The sequence below is a fragment of the Streptomyces sp. NPDC001068 genome (genome assembly GCF_042897315.1).
GTDB lineage: Bacteria > Actinomycetota > Actinomycetes > Streptomycetales > Streptomycetaceae > Streptomyces.
On record NZ_JBIAYD010000001.1, the window covers coordinates 519470 to 536046 of the forward strand.

Annotated in this window: 15 protein-coding genes; 9 read left to right on the top strand and 6 right to left on the bottom strand. The window is 72.6% G+C overall.

The genetic code is table 11. From position 1 onward, the window contains the following. The 3 genes from ACFY3I_RS02270 to fdhD are packed head-to-tail and all read left to right on the top strand — an operon-like array spanning position 1 to position 3531. Entirely contained in the window at positions 1-1818 is a 1818-nt protein-coding gene (locus tag ACFY3I_RS02270; protein ID WP_390859413.1) for an NADH-ubiquinone oxidoreductase-F iron-sulfur binding region domain-containing protein, read from the top strand. Next, on the top strand, positions 1815-2675 hold the full coding sequence (locus tag ACFY3I_RS02275) for a 2Fe-2S iron-sulfur cluster-binding protein (protein ID WP_390858948.1): 861 nt from the start codon (positions 1815-1817) through the stop codon (positions 2673-2675). Before ACFY3I_RS02270 ends, ACFY3I_RS02275 begins: the two co-directional genes overlap by 4 nt. Positions 2676-2682: 7 nt before the next feature. After that, entirely contained in the window at positions 2683-3531 is an 849-nt protein-coding gene (gene fdhD, locus ACFY3I_RS02280; protein WP_365288294.1) for a formate dehydrogenase accessory sulfurtransferase FdhD, read from the top strand. A gap of 71 nt (positions 3532-3602) precedes the next feature. On the opposite strand, the gene ACFY3I_RS02285 is transcribed toward fdhD, so the two are convergent. Continuing rightward, the gene (locus tag ACFY3I_RS02285; protein ID WP_390858949.1) at positions 3603-4433 is read right to left on the bottom strand and encodes a LysR family transcriptional regulator; all 831 of its coding nucleotides are present in this window, start codon (positions 4431-4433) and stop codon (positions 3603-3605) included. A gap of 140 nt (positions 4434-4573) precedes the next feature. On the opposite strand from ACFY3I_RS02285, the gene ACFY3I_RS02290 reads away from it, so the two are divergent. Continuing rightward, complete coding sequence (locus ACFY3I_RS02290; RefSeq protein ID WP_390858950.1) at positions 4574-5293, top strand: SDR family oxidoreductase; 720 nt, start codon at positions 4574-4576, stop codon at positions 5291-5293. Positions 5294-5320: 27 nt separating this feature from the next. Here the strand turns inward: ACFY3I_RS02290 and ACFY3I_RS02295 are convergent, their stop codons facing one another. Beyond that, entirely contained in the window at positions 5321-5848 is a 528-nt protein-coding gene (locus ACFY3I_RS02295) for an isochorismatase family protein (RefSeq protein WP_390858951.1), read from the bottom strand. A gap of 168 nt (positions 5849-6016) precedes the next feature. Then, positions 6017-7093 (bottom strand): bile acid:sodium symporter family protein, encoded by a 1077-nt coding sequence (locus tag ACFY3I_RS02300; protein ID WP_390858952.1) that lies wholly within the window; start codon positions 7091-7093, stop codon positions 6017-6019. Positions 7094-7252: 159 nt separating this feature from the next. Here ACFY3I_RS02300 and ACFY3I_RS02305 point away from each other — a divergent pair, with 159 nt between their 5' ends. Continuing rightward, a complete protein-coding gene (locus ACFY3I_RS02305; RefSeq protein ID WP_390858953.1) occupies positions 7253-8116 on the top strand; it encodes a LysR substrate-binding domain-containing protein in 864 nt (287 codons plus the stop codon). A gap of 9 nt (positions 8117-8125) precedes the next feature. Here the strand turns inward: ACFY3I_RS02305 and ACFY3I_RS02310 are convergent, their stop codons facing one another. Next, on the bottom strand, positions 8126-9109 hold the full coding sequence (locus tag ACFY3I_RS02310; protein ID WP_390858954.1) for an Lrp/AsnC family transcriptional regulator: 984 nt from the start codon (positions 9107-9109) through the stop codon (positions 8126-8128). 117 nt (positions 9110-9226) lie between these two features. On the opposite strand from ACFY3I_RS02310, the gene ACFY3I_RS02315 reads away from it, so the two are divergent. The 3 genes from ACFY3I_RS02315 (at position 9227) to ACFY3I_RS02325 (ending at position 14128) form a co-directional block, all read left to right on the top strand. Continuing rightward, positions 9227-10726 carry an MFS transporter gene (locus ACFY3I_RS02315; protein WP_390858955.1) on the top strand — a complete coding sequence of 500 codons (1500 nt, stop codon included), beginning with the start codon at positions 9227-9229 and terminating at the stop codon, positions 10724-10726. Between the two features lie 247 nt (positions 10727-10973). Further along, positions 10974-12800 carry an AMP-dependent synthetase/ligase gene (locus ACFY3I_RS02320; RefSeq protein WP_390858956.1) on the top strand — a complete coding sequence of 609 codons (1827 nt, stop codon included), beginning with the start codon at positions 10974-10976 and terminating at the stop codon, positions 12798-12800. Positions 12801-13291: 491 nt separating this feature from the next. Continuing rightward, positions 13292-14128, top strand: coding sequence for an aldo/keto reductase (locus tag ACFY3I_RS02325; protein ID WP_390858957.1), 837 nt, complete (start codon positions 13292-13294; stop codon positions 14126-14128). 113 nt (positions 14129-14241) lie between these two features. On the opposite strand, the gene ACFY3I_RS02330 is transcribed toward ACFY3I_RS02325, so the two are convergent. Next, positions 14242-14853, bottom strand: a complete 612-nt coding sequence (locus ACFY3I_RS02330) for a hypothetical protein (protein WP_390858958.1) — start codon at positions 14851-14853, stop codon at positions 14242-14244. A 226-nt stretch (positions 14854-15079) separates the two neighbouring features. On the opposite strand from ACFY3I_RS02330, the gene ACFY3I_RS02335 reads away from it, so the two are divergent. After that, positions 15080-15775 (top strand): glycoside hydrolase family 75 protein, encoded by a 696-nt coding sequence (locus ACFY3I_RS02335; RefSeq protein ID WP_390858959.1) that lies wholly within the window; start codon positions 15080-15082, stop codon positions 15773-15775. Between the two features lie 49 nt (positions 15776-15824). Here the strand turns inward: ACFY3I_RS02335 and ACFY3I_RS02340 are convergent, their stop codons facing one another. After that, positions 15825-16526: an SDR family oxidoreductase gene (locus ACFY3I_RS02340; RefSeq protein WP_390858960.1), complete on the bottom strand. Its 702-nt coding sequence runs from the start codon at positions 16524-16526 to the stop codon at positions 15825-15827. Positions 16527-16577 lie beyond the last annotated feature (51 nt).

Consider the following 16577-nt stretch of genomic DNA (forward strand, 5'->3'; position numbering starts at 1 on the left):
GTGGACCTGCACTTCGGCGACAGCAAACCGACGGACGAGGAACGCGAGGCCGTCGACGCCCTGTTGGGCCCTCCGGAGTCATCCTGGGAGGGCGCCGGCCGTTCCGAGGCGGACCTGCGGTGGGCGCGCGGCGGGCGGCCCGCCCGGGACCGCCGCGACCAACTGCTGCCGGGGCTGCACGCGATCAACGACCGGGTCGGCTGGATCAGCGAGGGCGCCCTCGACTACCTGTGCCGCCGCCTGACGGTCCCGCCCGCCGAGGCCTACGGGGTGGCCACCTTCTACGCGATGTTCTCCGTACGGCCCCGCCCGGCGACCGTCCTGCACGTCTGCACCGACCTGGCGTGCGCCGCGGCGGGTTCGGCAGCGCTGTGCGCCGGGGTGGAGGAGCGGCTCGGCCCCGGCGTGCACATGGAGCGCGGTCCCTGCCTGGGGCTGTGCGAACGGGCCCCGGCCGCCCTCGCGATCCGGGCCGGGGATCCGGTGCGTACGGCGGTGGCGGCGCCGGCGACCGTGCCGGACGCCGTCCTCGCGGCCACCGCGCCCGACTCGGCGGCCCCGGAGCCGTCCGCCGCGTCGGCCGTCCCCCAGGCGGGGCAGGCGGACCTGATCCTGCTGAAGCGGGTGGGCGTGGTCGATCCGTCCTCGCTCGACGACTACCGGGCGAACGGCGGCTACACCGCGCTGCGCCGGGCCTTCGCCCTCGGCCCCGTCGGGGTCATCCGCGAGGTCACCGACTCCGGCCTGGTCGGGCGCGGCGGCGCCGCCTTCCCCACCGGCCGCAAGTGGCAGGCGACGGCATCCCAGCCGGACCGCCCGCACCACCTCGTCTGCAACGCCGACGAGTCCGAACCCGGCACCTTCAAGGACCGAGTGCTCCTGGAGGGCGACCCGTACGCGCTGGTCGAGGCGATGACCGTCGCGGCGTACGCGACCGGCGCGCACCGGGGCTTCGTCTACCTGCGCGGCGAGTACCCGCGCGCGGCACGCCGGCTACGGCACGCGGTCGACCAGGCGCGCGCCCGGGGCTTCCTCGGCGAGGACGTGCTCGGTCAGGGCTTCGCCTTCGACATCGAGATCCGGCGCGGCGCGGGGGCGTACGTCTGCGGCGAGGAGACGGCCCTGTTCAACTCGATCGAGGGCTACCGCGGCGAGCCGCGCTCGAAGCCGCCGTTCCCGGTGGAGAAGGGGCTGTTCGGGAAACCGACGGTCGAGAACAACGTGGAGACACTGGTCAACGTCCTGCCCGTCCTGACCATGGGCGCACCCGCGTACGCGGCGATCGGCACGGCCAAGTCCACCGGACCGAAGCTCTTCTGCGTGTCGGGGAGCGTGGCCCGCCCCGGGGTCTACGAACTCCCCTTCGGCGCCACGCTCGGCGAACTGCTCCGACTCGCCGGGGTCCGGGACGGATTGCGGGCGGTACTGCTCGGCGGCGCCGCGGGCGGCTTCGTACGGCCCGACGAACTCGGCATCCCGCTGACCTTCGAGGGCACCAGGGAGGCCGGCACCACGCTCGGCTCGGGCGTGGTGATGGCCTTCGACGACACCGTGCCCCTGCCCCGGCTGCTGCTCCGTATCGCCGAGTTCTTCCGGGACGAGTCCTGCGGGCAGTGCGTGCCGTGCCGGGTGGGGACGGTCCGGCAGGAGGAGGCGCTGCGACGCATCGTGGACCGCACCGGGGCCGGCGCGGCCGACGACGTCGCGCTGCTGCGCGACGTCGGCCGGGCGATGCGGGACGCCTCGATCTGCGGTCTGGGCCAGACCGCGTGGAACGCCGTGGAATCCGCCATCGACCGGCTGGGAGCGTACCGATGACCGTGACACCGCTGGGGATCCCGCGCCGGCTCCTCGAGTTCACCCTCGACGGCGACCGGGTCCGGGTCCCGGAGGGCTCGACGATCCTGGACGCCTGCCGGGCGGCCGGAACCGACGTGCCGACCCTGTGCGAGGGCGACACCCTGCGCCCGAAGAACGCCTGCCGGGTGTGCGTGGTGGAGGTGGAGGGGGCCCGGACCCTGGTGCCGGCCTGCTCGCGCAAGGCCGAGCCGGGGATGGAGGTGCGCACCGCCACCGAGCGGGTCCGGCACAGCCGCAGGATCGTCCTGGAGCTGCTGGCCTCCTCCGTGGACCTGTCGACGACCCCCAGGGCCGCCGAGTGGATCAGGGAGTACGGGGCCGAACCGGACCGCTTCGGCCCGGACGCGGCCCGGGTGGGCGAGGAGCCGAGGGTCGACAACGACCTGTACGTGCGCGACTACGACAAGTGCATCCTCTGCTACAAGTGCGTGGACGCCTGCGGCGACCAGTGGCAGAACAGCTTCGCGATCTCGGTCGCCGGTCGCGGCTTCGACGCCCGGATCGCCGTGGAGCACGACGCCCCGCTGACCGACTCGGCCTGCGTCTACTGCGGGAACTGCGTGGAGGTCTGCCCCACCGGGGCGCTGTCGTTCAAGTCGGAGTTCGACATGCGGGCCGCGGGTACCTGGGACGAGGCACGGCAGACGGAGACGACCACCGTGTGCGCGTACTGCGGTGTGGGCTGCAACCTCACGCTCCATGTGCAGGACAATGAGATCGTCAAGGTCACCTCGCCGCACGACAACCCGGTGACCCACGGCAATCTCTGCATCAAGGGCCGTTTCGGCTACCAGCACGTACAGAACCGGGGCTGATCAGACCATGGGACGAGTCACGGAACGACGCAAGGTCATCCGCATCCGGGACGGAGCGGTCTCCGCCCGGCCGGACACGCTCGTCGCCGAGGAACCGCTGGAGATCAGGCTCAACGGGAAACCCCTGGCCATCACGATGCGCACGCCCGGCGACGACTTCGCGCTGGCGGCCGGGTTCCTGGTGAGCGAGGGGGTCCTGGCGACCGCCGACGACCTGCAGAACATCGTCTACTGCGCGGGAGCGACAGCGGACGGTTCCAACACCTACAACGTGGTCGACGTACGGACCACGCCGGGCGTCCGGCTCCCCGACTTCACCCTGGAGCGGAACGTCTACACCTCCTCGTCCTGCGGGCTGTGCGGCAAAGCCAGCCTCGACGCGGTACGGACGACGGCCCGCTGGCCGATCGCCGACACTCCCCCGGTCCGGGTCGAACCCCAGCTGCTCGCGAGCCTCCCCGACCGGCTCCGCGCGGCCCAGCAGGTGTTCGACCGGACCGGGGGGCTGCACGCGGCGGCCCTGTTCACCGAGGACGGCGAGCTGGTGGACATCCGTGAGGACGTCGGCCGGCACAACGCGGTCGACAAACTGGTCGGGCGGGCCCTGCAGAACGGCGGCCTGCCGCTGTCCCGCTCGATCCTGCTGGTCTCCGGCCGGGCCTCCTTCGAACTGGCGCAGAAGGCCGTGATGGCCGGCATCCCGATGCTGGCGGCGGTCTCGGCGCCGTCCTCGCTGGCCGTGGACCTGGCGGCGGAGACGGGCCTGACCCTGGTCGGCTTCCTGCGGGGCCCCAACATGAACGTGTACGCGGGCGAGGACCGCATCGCCCTGCGGGCCGCGGCCGCGAAGGGCTGACCGGCTCCCCGCGGCACGGCGGCGGGGCCCCGACCGGCGGGGAGCGCCCCCTGCGCCGCAGGGGCCCCGCCTCAGCCGCGTGCCCCGGCGGCGACCCGGACCGCGATCTCGGCGAACGCCGCGGTCAGCGGGGCCCGACGGCCGGCCGCCCAGGCGAGCAGCACCTGGTCGGGTTCGGCGTCGGTGACCGGGACGTAGGCGATGTCCGGGCGTGAGTACTGCTCGGCGACCGAGCGGGGCACCGTCGTGATGGCGGTGCCGGCCGCCACGCACTCGAACTTCTCCTCGATGGTGCGCAGCGGCAGGTCGCCGGGCCGGGGGTCGTTGTAGCGCACCCACTGCTCGCCGGCGAGGTCGGCCAGGGAGATCTCCTGCTTCCCGGCGAGCCGGTGCCGGTCCGGGAGCATGGCCACGCGGGGCTCGCTGTACAGAAGGCACAGTTCGAGCCCGTCCTGCCGGACCGGCCGCCGTACGTAGGCGATGTCGACGGTGCCGTCGAGGATCAGCTCCTCCTGGTCGTCCCATTCGACCCGGCATGCCGTGGCCTCGGCCTCGGGGTGGGCCGCGGCGAAGGCGCGCAGGGCGCCGGTGACGACGACCCCGGCGCGGAAGCCGACGACCAGGCGCGGCCGCCCCCGGGCGGCCCGCAGGACGCGGCGCCGGGTGCCGTCGGCGACCGCCAGCAGCTGCCGGGCGTCGTCGAGGAGCTGCCGCCCGGCGTCCGTCAGGGCCACACCGTGGCTGTCCCGCACGAACAGTTCGGCGCCCAGGTCCTTCTCCAGCGCGCGGATCTGACGGCTGAGCACCGGCTGGGCGATGTGCAGACGCCCGGCCGCCCGGCCGAAGTGGAGGAGTTCGGCGACCGCCACGAAGTAGCGGACCTTGCGCAGGTCCAGGTCCATGGCCGCGGCCCCTTCCCTCCGGTGGCGATGCCTCCAGGGTATCGCCGCGGCCGGAAGAGGTCTTGGACGCCGGGTACGGCCCGACCGCAGGCTGGAGAGGTCCCGACGGGACGGAGAAGCGGCTTGGGAAGGGGTCAGTCATGGATCTGCGCGGACAGCGTGTCGTCGTCATCGGGGGTACGGCGGGCATCGGGCTCGCGGTCGCCGGGGGCGCGGCCCGGGAGGGCGCCGAGGTGGTCGTCGCCTCGCGGCGGCCGGAGAGCGTGGAGGCGGCGTTGCGGGTGCTGCCCGAGGGCGCCGAGGGACGGGTCCTCGACGCGTCGGACGAAGACGCCGTGCGCGGCTTCTTCGACGGGATCGGCGGCTACGACCATCTGGTGTACACGGCCGGCGGCTCGCTGCTGCTGGAGTCCGTGGCCGGGACGGACGTCATGGCGGCCCGGCGTTTCCTGGACACCCGGCTGTGGGGCGCCTACCTGGCGGTGAAGTACGGCGCGGGGTCGATCCGCCCGGGCGGTTCGGTGGTGCTGACCACGGGAACGGCGGGGCACCGGCCGCTGCCCGGTTCGAGCGTCGCGTCGGCGCTGTGCGGGGCGATGGAGTCGCTGACCCGGGCGCTGGCCGTGGAGCTGGCGCCGCTGCGGGTCAACGTGGTCTCGCCGGGGGTGGTGCGCACCGAACTGTGGCGCGACCTGCCGGAGGCGGACCGCGAGGAGCTGTACCGGTCGTCCGCCGAGTCGCTGCCGGTGGGGCGGGCGGGCGAGCCGGCGGATGTGGCGGAGGCCTACCTGTACCTGATGCGTGGGGGGTACAGCACCGGGTCGGTGGTGGTCGTGGACGGCGGCGGGATGCTGGTCTGAGCGGTCGGGCGGGGCGGCCGGGCGCGGTCAGGCGGGGATGAGGCGCACCCCGGCGGCGGTCACGACCGTGCCGAGGCGCGGGAAGTCCAGCCGGACGGACGCGTCGTGCTCGGCGCCGGTGAGGGCGGCCATGGCGTCCTCGGCGAAGACCAGCTCGTAGCCGAGGTCGGCGGCGGCGCGGGCGGTGGACTCGACACCGAGGTTGGTGGCGATGCCGCCGAACACCAGGCAGGTGACGCCGAGCCCGCGCAGCCGGGCGTCGAGTTCCGTGCCCTGGAAGCCGCCGACGGTGCGCTTGACGATCTCGACGTCCCCTTCTCTGCGGAGTCCGGCCACCAGGTCGCTGCCCGGCGGCTGCTCGGCGAGCGCGGGCCGTTCCACCCGGAGCAGTACCACGGGTGCGCCGGCCGCGCGGAAGGCGCGGGCCAGTTCCTCGGCGGTGTGCAGGACTTCGGTGCCCTTGCGGGGCGCCAGGGGCAGCGCGACGATGCGGTCCATCAGATCGACGAGGACGAGAGCGGTGCGCGAGGGGTCGAGTGCCAGGGGTGCGGTCATGACGGAACGTTAGCCGTCATCAGCCCTCCGTACCGGAATTCCGGATCAACAGGCCCGTGAACCGGTCACGTTCGGCGACCGGCGGCCGGTGCCGGGCCCACCCGTCGGCGGTCCCACGGCGCCTGCCCCGGCGATACACCGACGGCCCCTCGGCGGTTCGCGCCCGCCTCAGCGGCCCGCGCCACCGGTGCCGACGGCCGACCGTGACTGCGCCGTGGCGGCCGGGGGCTCGGCGGCCGTCTCCCGGGCCTCGTCCGCCTGCTGGGCCTCCTGGGCCTCCGGATCGTGGGCGCGGCGCTTGGCGATGACGGCGCAGACCATGAGCTGCATCTGGTGGAACAGCATCAGCGGCAGCACCGCCAGTGAGGCGTGGGCGCCGAACAGGACGCTGGCCATCGGCAGGCCGGAGGCGAGGGACTTCTTCGACCCGGCGAACTGGATGGCGATGCGGTCCCCGCGGCCGAAGCCGAGCGCCCGGGCGCCGTACCAGGTCACCAGGAGCATCACGGCGAGCAGTACGGCCTCGACGGCGAGGAGCGCGGCCAGCCGGACGGCGCTGACCTGGTGCCAGATGCCCCGGACCATGCCCTCGCTGAAGGCGGTGTAGACGACCAGCAGGATGGAGCCGCGGTCGACCAGGCCGAGGACCTTCTTGTGCCGGGTGATGAACCCGCCGAGCCACGGGCGCAGCAGCTGTCCGGCGACGAAGGGCACCAGCAGCTGCAGGACGATCTTGACGATGGAGTCGGCGGAGAAGCCGCCCCCGCTGTTGCCGAGCAGGGCGGCGGCGAGCAGCGGGGTGAGGACGATGCCGATCAGCGAGGAGAAGGACCCGGCGCAGATCGCGGCGGGCACGTTGCCCCGCGCGATCGAGGTGAAGGCGATCGACGACTGGATCGTCGACGGCACCAGGGTGAGGAAGAGGAGCCCCTGGTAGAGCGGGTGCGTGAGCAGTACGGGCACCAGGCCGCGGGCGGCCAGGCCGAGGACCGGGAAGAGCACGAAGGTGCAGGCCAGGACCGTGACGTGCAGCCGCCAGTGGCGCACTCCGTCGAGGGCCTCGCGGGTGGACAGCCGGGCGCCGTAGAGGAAGAACAGGAAGGCGATCGCGGTCGTGGAGGCGCCGGAGGCCACGTCGGCGGCGGTGTCCCGGGCCGGCAGCAGCGCGGCGAGGCAGACCGTCGCGAGCAGCAGCAGGACGTAGGGGTCGATCGGCATCCGACTGGGCCGGCTCAGGCGTTTCACGGTGCTCCACTTGCGGTCGGTCGATCGGGTCGGACGGCACTCGGGCCGCGGGGTCAGGCGGAGGCCGACGGGCCCCTCTCCATCGTCCTCCTCCACCAGGTGATCGGGAATCCTGCATACCGCTCTGACTGCCATCGTGCTGCGCGATAACATGTCCGAGTGTACGACCCTTCGCAGCTGCGCACCTTCCTGGCGGTGGCCCAGACCCTGAGCTTCACCCAGGCCGCCCGCCGCCTGGGGCTGCGCCAGTCCACCGTCAGCCAGCACGTACGCCGCCTGGAGGACGCGGCGGGCCGTCAGCTGTTCTCCCGGGACACGCACTCGGTGGAGCTGACCGAGGACGGTGAGGCGATGCTCGGCTTCGCGCGCCGGATCCTGGAGGTGCACGAGCAGGCCGCGGCCTTCTTCACGGGTACCCGGGTGCGCGGCAGGCTCCGCTTCGGCGCGTCGGAGGACTTCGTCCTGACCCGGCTGCCGGAGATCCTGGAGGGCTTCCGCTACGACCACCCCGAGATCGACCTGGAGCTGACGGTGGAGCTCTCCGGCACCCTGCACGAGCAGCTGGCCGCCGGAAAGCTGGACCTGGTGCTGGCCAAGCGGCGCGCCGGGGATCCGCCGGGCGAGCTGGTCTGGCACGACGACCTGGTGTGGATCGGCGCGGAGCGGCTCCGCCTGGACCCCGACCGTCCGGTACCGCTGATCGTCTACCCGCCGCCGGGCATCACCCGCGCCCTGGCCCTGGAGGCCCTGGAGCGCCAGGGCCGGGACTGGCGCGTCGTCTGCACCAGCGGCAGCCTCAACGGGCTGATCGCGGCGGCCCGCGCGGGCCTGGGAGTGATGGCCCACTCGAAGGGCCTGGTCCCGCCGGGCCTCTTCCGGGTCCCGGACCGGGCGGGGCTGCCGGATCTGGACCGGGTCGACTTCGTCGTCGTGCACAGCCCGAGGCGCACACCGGCACAGGCGGCCGCGGACGCCCTGGCGGCGGCCATCCTGGCCAGCGGAGCGCGCCTGAGGCGCCCTTAGGGCGTGGGCTCAGCGCACCGCCGGGTAGGTCAGTTGTTTCACCCGCCGCAGGAACGGCATGGCCTCCACGTGCTGCACCCCCGCCAGGCGCCCCACCGGCCCGCTCAGGTAGGCGTAGAGGCCCGCCGTGTCCCGGACCACCACGGTGACCACGATGTGCGAGGGCCCGGCGGTGGCCGCCGCGAACGCCACCTCCTCGTGTCCCGCGAGGGCTTCCCCGACGGAGTGCATCGCGGACGGCGCGGTGGTGATCCACAGCACCGCGGCGGTGCCGTAGCCGAAGACCTCGGAGCGGTACTCGATGTCGATGTACACGGCCCCGGAGGCGATCAGCGTGCCCAGCCGCCGCTTGACCGCGGACTCGGACCGGCCGGTGGCCCGCTGGAGCTCCGGGTAGGTCGCCCGGCCGTCCCGTTCCAGCGCGGCCAGCAGCGGTCCGTCCTCGGGTTCCAGCCGGGCCGGCCCCGGGGCCCCGGTCACCTGCGGGCGCAGCGCGGCCACCTGGTCGTCCGTCAGCGCCCGGAACTTCCGCATCCACCCGTTGGGCCCGCCGTAGAAGCGGTGCAGGAGCTGCTGGGCGCGGATCTCCACCACGCTGGGGGTGCGCGGCAGTTTGCCCAGCAACAGGTCGTCGTGGTCGCCGGGGTGACGCGGCCGGGTCATGCAGGCGATCTCGGTGCCGCCGGAGGCCAGCCCGATCCAGGCGGTGTCGGGGCGCTTGGCGAGGGCGTCGGCGATGACGGCGGCGCCGTCCGGCGCGCAGCGCAGCCGCAGCATCCACTGGTCCTGACCGAGCCGTTCGGCGTCCCGGACCGCGACCACCCGCAGCCCGGCCTCGGCGCACAGTCTGCGGTAGCGGCGGGCGATCGTCTGGTCGGAGGCGCCGAGCACCGCCCCGATCCGGCTGAAGGGTGCCCGGCCGTCGACCTCCAGCACGCTCAGCAGCCGCAGATCCAGTTCGTCGAAGGTGTCGGATTCCAGCGTCAGCACCATCTCTCCCCTCGGATTCCGCCGATCACCCTTACTTGACCGCCCCGATCGGCCGGTCCGGCCCCATGGTAGGGAGCGAACGCCGGCCACCGGGCCGGCCTTTCCACGAGGAGTGACGAGATGCGCAGGTGGGGGCCGCTGACCGCGGTGTGTCTGGGGACGTTCATGTTGTTGCTCGACGTGACGATCGTGGTGGTGGCGCTGCCGGACATGGCGGCGGCGCTGCACGCGTCACTGAGCGACCTGCAGTGGGTGGTGGACGGGTACGCGCTGGCGCTCGCCGCGCTGCTGCTGGGGGCGGGGGCCGCGGCCGACATCCTCGGCCGGCGCCGGGTGCATGTCGCGGGTGTCGTGCTGTTCGCCGCCGCGAGCCTGCTGTGCGGGCTGGCGCCGGGACCGGGCACGCTGGTGGCGGCGCGGGCCGTGCAGGGGGTGGGCGCGGCGGCGATGTTCGCGACGACACTGCCGCTGCTCGGCTCGGTCTACCAGGGCCGGCAGCGGTCGGCGGCGCTCGGCGTGTGGGGCGCGGTGAGCGGCGGGGCCGCGGCGGTCGGGCCGGTGGTCGGCGGACTGCTGACGGCGGGGCCCGGCTGGCGGTGGATCTTCCTGGTGAACCTGCCGGTCAGCGTGGTCGCGGTGTGGCTGACGCTGCGGGTCGTACCCGAGTCCCGGGGTCCGCGCGGGATGCGGGTGGACTGGGCGGGAACAGCCGCGTTCGCGGTGTTCGCCGGCGGCGTGACCTATGGCGTCGTCCGGGCCGGGGAGGACGGCTGGACGGCGTCCGCGGCGCTCGGCGCGTTCGCCGCGGCGGCCCTGGGACTGCTGGTGTTCGTGCTGGTGGAACGGCGTGCGGCGCATCCGCTGCTGGACCTGTCGCTGCTGCGTGGGCGGGCGTTCACCGGCGTGCTGGTCGGGGCCTTCGCGTTCAGCGGGGTGGCGTTCGGCGCGCTGCCGTACGTGTCGATCTGGATGCAGACCCTGCTCGGGATGACCCCGGTGCGGGGCGGACTGACGCTGCTGCCGATGACGGTGGCCGCGATGCTGGTCGCGGTGCTGGTGGGACGGCTGCTGCACGGCGCGCCGGCCCGGCTGACGGTCGGCGGCGGCCTGCTGCTGATCGGCGCGGGCGACCTGTGCCAGGCGGTGCTCGGCGCCGGCTCCTCGTGGACCGCGCTGATACCGGGGTTCGTACTGGTGGGCGTCGGCACCGGGTTGGTGTCACCGACGGTCGCGGGCGCCGCGCTGGCCGCGGTGCCGGCCGAACGGGCCGGGATGGCGGGCGGCGCGGTGAACACGGTGCGGCAGCTGGGCTACGCGCTCGGGGTCGCGGTGTCCGGGACCGTGGTGACCTCCCGGATGGCCCGCACGCTGCCGCACGGCGCGGCGCACACGCTGGCGGGCGGCGGCGCCGGAGCGCTGCGGGACACCTTCACCGGACACACCCTGCGCGCCGCGTTCGCCTCGGGACTGAACGGTGCCCTGCTGGTGCTGGGCGGTGCCGCGGTGGTGGCGGGCGCCCTGGTCCTGGCGCTGGTGCGGACCCCGCGCGCGGAGGGTCGGGCGCCCGAGGCGGCCGCGGCCGCGGGGTCTGCGCGGGGCACGGCACCCTCGCGGAACTGACCGGTCGGTAACAGGCTGGGGGCGGTAATCGGGTCGTACAGATTCGGTGGAGATTACGGAGCCGGAACTTACTCGACCGTAGGTATTCTGTCCGACCCTTCCCCATGTGAGCGCATTTTCCGGCCCCTGACGGGCGCATACGAGAGCAATGCTCGATTTCGCACCCCCTCCCGGTCGGTCTTCGGGTGGGGTAGCTTTCACGGCGCTGTGCGGAGAGTGACTGGGGAGCGAGAAGCGGGAGCGGGGTTTGCGCGAGTTCACCAACCCGCCGTTGGCGTCGGCGCCGCCGGTGGGCGGCCTGGCCGACTGCGTCTTCGAGCATGCCCTGACGGACCCGCTGCACATCGCCCTCGGCCGCAAGGACGACCGGGGGCAGTGGCGCGACGTGACCTCCGCCGAGTTCCGTGACGAGGTCCTGGCCCTCGCCAAGGGCCTGCTGGCACGCGGTGTCCGGTTCGGCGACCGGGTCGCGATCATGTCCCGCACCCGCTACGAGTGGACCCTGTTCGACTTCGCCCTGTGGACGATCGGCGCCCAGGTGGTGCCGGTCTACCCCACGTCGTCGGCGGAGCAGTGCTTCTGGATGCTCTACGACGCCGAGTGCACGGCCGCGATCGTGGAGCACGAGGACCACGCGATGACGATCGCCACCGTCATCGACCGGCTGCCGCACCTGCGCCAGCTGTGGCAGCTGGACTCCGGCGCGGTGCAGGAGCTGTACGACGCGGGCGCGCACCTGGAGGACGAGGTCGTGCACCGGCACCGGCAGGCGGTCACCCCGGAGTCGGTCGCCACGATCATCTACACCTCGGGCACCACCGGCCGCCCGAAGGGCTGCGTGCTCTCGCACGGCAACTTCATGTACGAGGCGGACACGGTCGTCGGGCGCTGGGAGTCGGTGTTCCGCGCGAGGAAGGGCGAGGAGGTCTCCACCCTGCTCTTCCTGCCGCTCGCGCACGTCTTCGGCCGCATGGTCGAGGTGGCCGCGATCCGGCACGGCGTGCGCTTCGGCCACCAGCCGCAGCTGAACGCGGCCGCGCTGCTGCCCGACCTCGCCGCGTTCCGGCCGACGTTCATCCTGGCCGTGCCGTACATCTTCGAGAAGGTGTTCAACGCGGCCCGGCGGAAGGCGGAGAAGGAGGGCAAGGGCGGCCCGTTCGAGAAGGCCGTCGAGATCGCCGTGAAGTACGCCGACGCCGTCGAGGCGAAGGCCTGGGGCACCGGGGCCGGCCCGTCGGCGTCGCTGCGGGTGCAGCACCAGGTCTTCGACAAGCTGGTCTTCGCCAAGGTGCGGGCCGCGATGGGCGGCCGGATCCGCAACGCCATGTCCGGCGGCTCGGCCATGGACCGCAGGCTCGGCCTGTTCTTCGCCGGCGCGGGCGTGCAGATCTACGAGGGTTACGGCCTGACCGAGTCGACGGCGGCGGCCACCGCCAACCCGCCCGAGCGCACCCGGTACGGGACGGTCGGCCAGGCCATCCCCGGCACCTCCGTGCACATCGCGGACGACGGCGAGGTGTGGCTGCACGGCGACAACGTCTTCCAGGGCTACCTCAACAACCAGAAGGCCACCGACGGCTCGTTGCACGACGGCTGGCTGGCCACCGGCGACCTGGGCGTCCTGGACGAGGACGGCTACCTCACCATCACCGGCCGCAAGAAGGAGATCCTGGTGACCTCCGGCGGCAAGAGCGTCTCCCCCGGCGTCCTGGAGGAGCGGGTCCGCGACCATCCGCTGGTCAACCAGTGCATCGTGGTCGGCAACGACCGGCCCTACATCGCTGCCCTGATCACCCTGGACACCGAGGCCGTCGAGCACTGGCTGCAGATGCGCGGCAAGCCCCCGATGCCCGCGGCCCAGCTGGTGCGGGACGCCGACCTGGAGACCGAGGTGCGACGCGCGGTGGTGGCCGCCAACACCCTGGTCTCGCAGGCCGAGTCGATCCGCACCTTCCGGATCCTCGCCCAGCCGTTCACCGAGGAACACGGACTGCTGACCCCGTCGTTGAAGCTGAAGCGCAAGGCGATCGAGAACGCGTACGCCGACGAGGTCGAGGCCCTCTACCGGGCCTGACGGCTCGTCACCCGGACCTCGCGGCACCGAGGCCGTGACCGGTCGCTTCCAGGACCGTCTCCACGACCTGGCGACCAAGGCTTCGCCAGACCTTTTCATCGGATGTCTGTGCCGCGACGGGTTCCGGGGCGGCGGTCTCCGGAGGACTTCTCACCCATCGGGTACGCACCTGCTCTCCTGAGGCTGAGGTTCTCAGAGCGCGGACAGGGGTGTCCCGTTCACCCGGTTTCACTCGACAACCCTCAAGGGTGTTCACATCCATGCATCCGGTTCAGTCACGCGTCCGGCGATGCGAACCAGGGTCTCCACGGAAACGGGCCGAGGTCAATGGCCCGGAGCGGTAAGGTCGGATGCGTTTCCGGCCAATCTCCGCCCCGAGAGACGGTCGCACCGCTCGGTTCCGGCGGATTCCGGGCTCAGGAATGCGTGGTGGCCGGTGATCGTTGACGATAGGGGTACCACCTGTCGACAACCTTAAGGATCGAGAGCGCGTGAGCAGCAAGGTCCCCCCGAAAATCCTCAACAACGGCATCGAGATGCCCCAGCTGGGCTTCGGTGTGTGGCAGGTGCCTGACGACGAGGCCGAGCGGGCTGTCGCCACGGCACTGGAGGCCGGGTACCGCAGCATCGACACAGCGGCGATCTACGGCAACGAGGAGGGCACCGGCAGGGCGATCGCCGCGTCCGGTGTGCCTCGCGAGGACATCTTCGTCACCACCAAGCTCTGGAACGGCGACCAGGGGTACGACGCCACGCTGCGCGCCTTCGACGCGTCGCTGGCGAAACTCGGCCTGGACCACCTGGACCTGTACCTCATCCACTGGCCGCTGCCGGCCCGGGACAAGTACGTCGACTCCTACCGGGCGTTCGAGAAGCTGCTGGCCGACGGCCGGGTCCGGGCCATCGGCGTCTCCAACTTCCATCCGGAGTACCTGGAACGCCTGATCGACGAGACGTCGGTCATCCCGGCGGTCAACCAGATCGAACTGCACCCGCACCTGCAGCAGCACGCGGTCCGCGAGTTCCACGCCGAGCAGGGCATCGCCACCGAGGCCTGGTCCCCGCTCGGCCAGGGCAAGGGCCTGCTGGAGGTGCCGGCGATCGTCGCCATCGCGCAGAAGCACAACCGCACCCCGGCCCAGGTCGTGCTGCGCTGGCACATCCAGCTGGGCAACGTGGTGATCCCCAAGTCGGTCACGCCGTCCCGGATCAAGGAGAACATCGAGGTGTTCGACTTCAGCCTGGACACCGAGGACCTCGCCGCGATCAGCGCGCTCAACGAGGACCGCCGCATCGGCCCCGACCCGGCCGCGTTCGACGTGGGCTGAACGACCGCCGAACCGCGGCCCGTCGCGCACCGGCCGTCCCGCCGCACAGCCGGCGGGGCGGCCGTCCGCGTTCGCGCCCCCGGTGCCGTGCCCCGACTCCGGTGCGGTGCGGGTCAGTCGGTGTGTACGTCCGCGTGCACGACCTCGAACTCCTCCAGGGCGACCACCGTCACCCGGGCCTTGACCGCGTCCTGACGCCGGGCGGCCGCCTGGCCGCCGCGGGAGGCCGCCATCGCGGAGCGGTCGGTGAAGAGCACCCCGACCGAGCCGCGGCCCGAGTCCCGGTCGAGGAACAGGGCGCAGCGCGCGAAGCCGGGCAGGGCCTCCAGACGCGGTATCGCCGACGCGTGGAACGTCTCGACGAACAGGTCGGCGTCGGCCGGGTCGAACTCCATCCTGGTCATCCGCGCCCCGCCGCCCACCCTGGGTGGTTGCACCGCGTGGAAGGCGGCCACCTCGTAGTTCTCGACGGCGACGGTGCCCGCGAACGGCTCCAGCATCGGCCCGCGCCGCTCGCGCATCACCTGGTCGCTGTTGCGCCGGGCCCCTTCCGAGCCCCACCAGCTGAGCGCGAGCAGTTTGCCGAGCTCCCGGTCGACGAAGACGCACGCACCCCGGTACTCGGGGCGTTCCTCCAGCAGAGAGCGTCCTTCGCTGTTCAGCGCCCGGACCGCGGCCTCGGTCTGCGCCGGATCGCCGGTGACGTACACCGCGCGTACGAACATGGCCCCTCGCCTCCCAGGAGCCACCGGAGCCACTGCCCAACCCCCGCACGGCTCCTGCATAAATGTTCGGATTGTCCTGCCCCACCAGTGTTCCTTGCGGCGCATTTCGTCGCAATGCTGACAATTCCCCGAGTTCACTCGCAGGGGTTGACGCGGACATGCAGCCGGGGCCACCTTGTACGGCACCCGGTCAGGAAACTTTCCTAACAGAAGGGGACCCCCCACAGTGCGCATCCGAACACTGACCCTCGCCGCGGCCTCCGGGGCCGCACTGCTGGCCGCCGGAGTGCTTCCCGCGAACGCGTCCGGCGCCACCGTCCCGAAGTCCGCCCAGGAGGGCTCGGTCAGCGCGGCCGACCTGCTCGCCAAGGTGACCTCCTGCTCGCAGATCTCCAGCGGCAGGTACAAGACCGACGACGAGACCTCCGCCACGATCCCGGTGTGCGGCAAGAACGGCGCGGTGTTCTGGAAGTCCGACATGGACATCGACTGCGACGGCCAGCGCACCACCAACTGCAACGAGGACCGCGACCCCTGGTACCAGGACGACACGGCCTTCCACCAGTCCGACGGCAAGCCACTGAAGGCGGAGACCCTGCCCTACGTGGTCGTCCCCAGTTCCAGCAGCATATGGAACTACTCCAGCGCCGGCATCAAGGGCGGCGGCGTGGTCGCCGTCGTCTACAACAACAAGGTCGAGTACGCGGTGGTCGGCGACACCGGCCCCACGCAGATCATCGGAGAGGCGTCCTACGCCACCGCGAAGGCCCTCGGCATCGACCCCGACCCCGAGACCGGCGGCGCCGACTCCGGCGTCACCTACATCCTGTTCAAGAACTCCAAGGTCTCCCCCATCGAGAGCCACAGCGCGGCGGTGACTCTCGGCGACCAGCTGGCGAAGCAGTTCCTCGCCGCCAACTGACCTGCCCGGTACGGGCCGGCCGGGCCGCCCCCGGCCGGCTCCGGACAGGTCAGTTGGGCTGCCCGAGCGGCCGTACGACGAGGGTGTTCACGTCCACGCCGGCCGGCTGCCGGATCGCCCACACCACGGACTCGGCGATCTGGTCGGCCGTCAGCAGCAGACCGGGCGGCAGGCTGCCGTTGCCGTCCCAGAACGGGGTCTCCACCCGGCCCGGCGCGACCAGTGTGACGCCGACGCCGAACTCGGTGACCTGGCGGCGGGTGTTCTCCGCCAGCCCGGTGACCGCCCACTTGGTCGCGCCGTAGAGGTTGCCCGGCGTGTTCACGAACCCGGCGACGCTGCCGACCAGGACGATCCGGCCCCGGCTCGCCTTCAGCGCGTCGACGGAGGCCCGGATCAGCAGGGCGGGACCGAGCACGTTGGTGAGAACCATCTCGGCCCAGCCCGCCGGGTCGCCGTCGGCGACGGAGTCGTGGGTGGCGAAGCCGGCGTTGGCCACGACCGTGTCGAGCCGGCCGTACGCCTTGAGCGTGCCGTCGACCGCCGCCTGCACGTCGGCGAACTCGGTGGTGTCCCCCACCAGGGTCAGCAGGCCTTCCGGGTCGCCGAGTCCGCGGGCGAAGGCGCGCAGCCGTTCCTCGCCCCGGCCGGTGACGGCCACCTTGTGCCCGCCGTCGAGCAGTTGCCGTGCGACGGCGGCGCCGATGCCGCTGCCACCGCCGGTGATGAGCGCGACCGGAGAGTCGGTCATGTTGTTTCCCCCTGTGAGTGGACTGCCGACCCGGAGTCCATCACTTGGAGC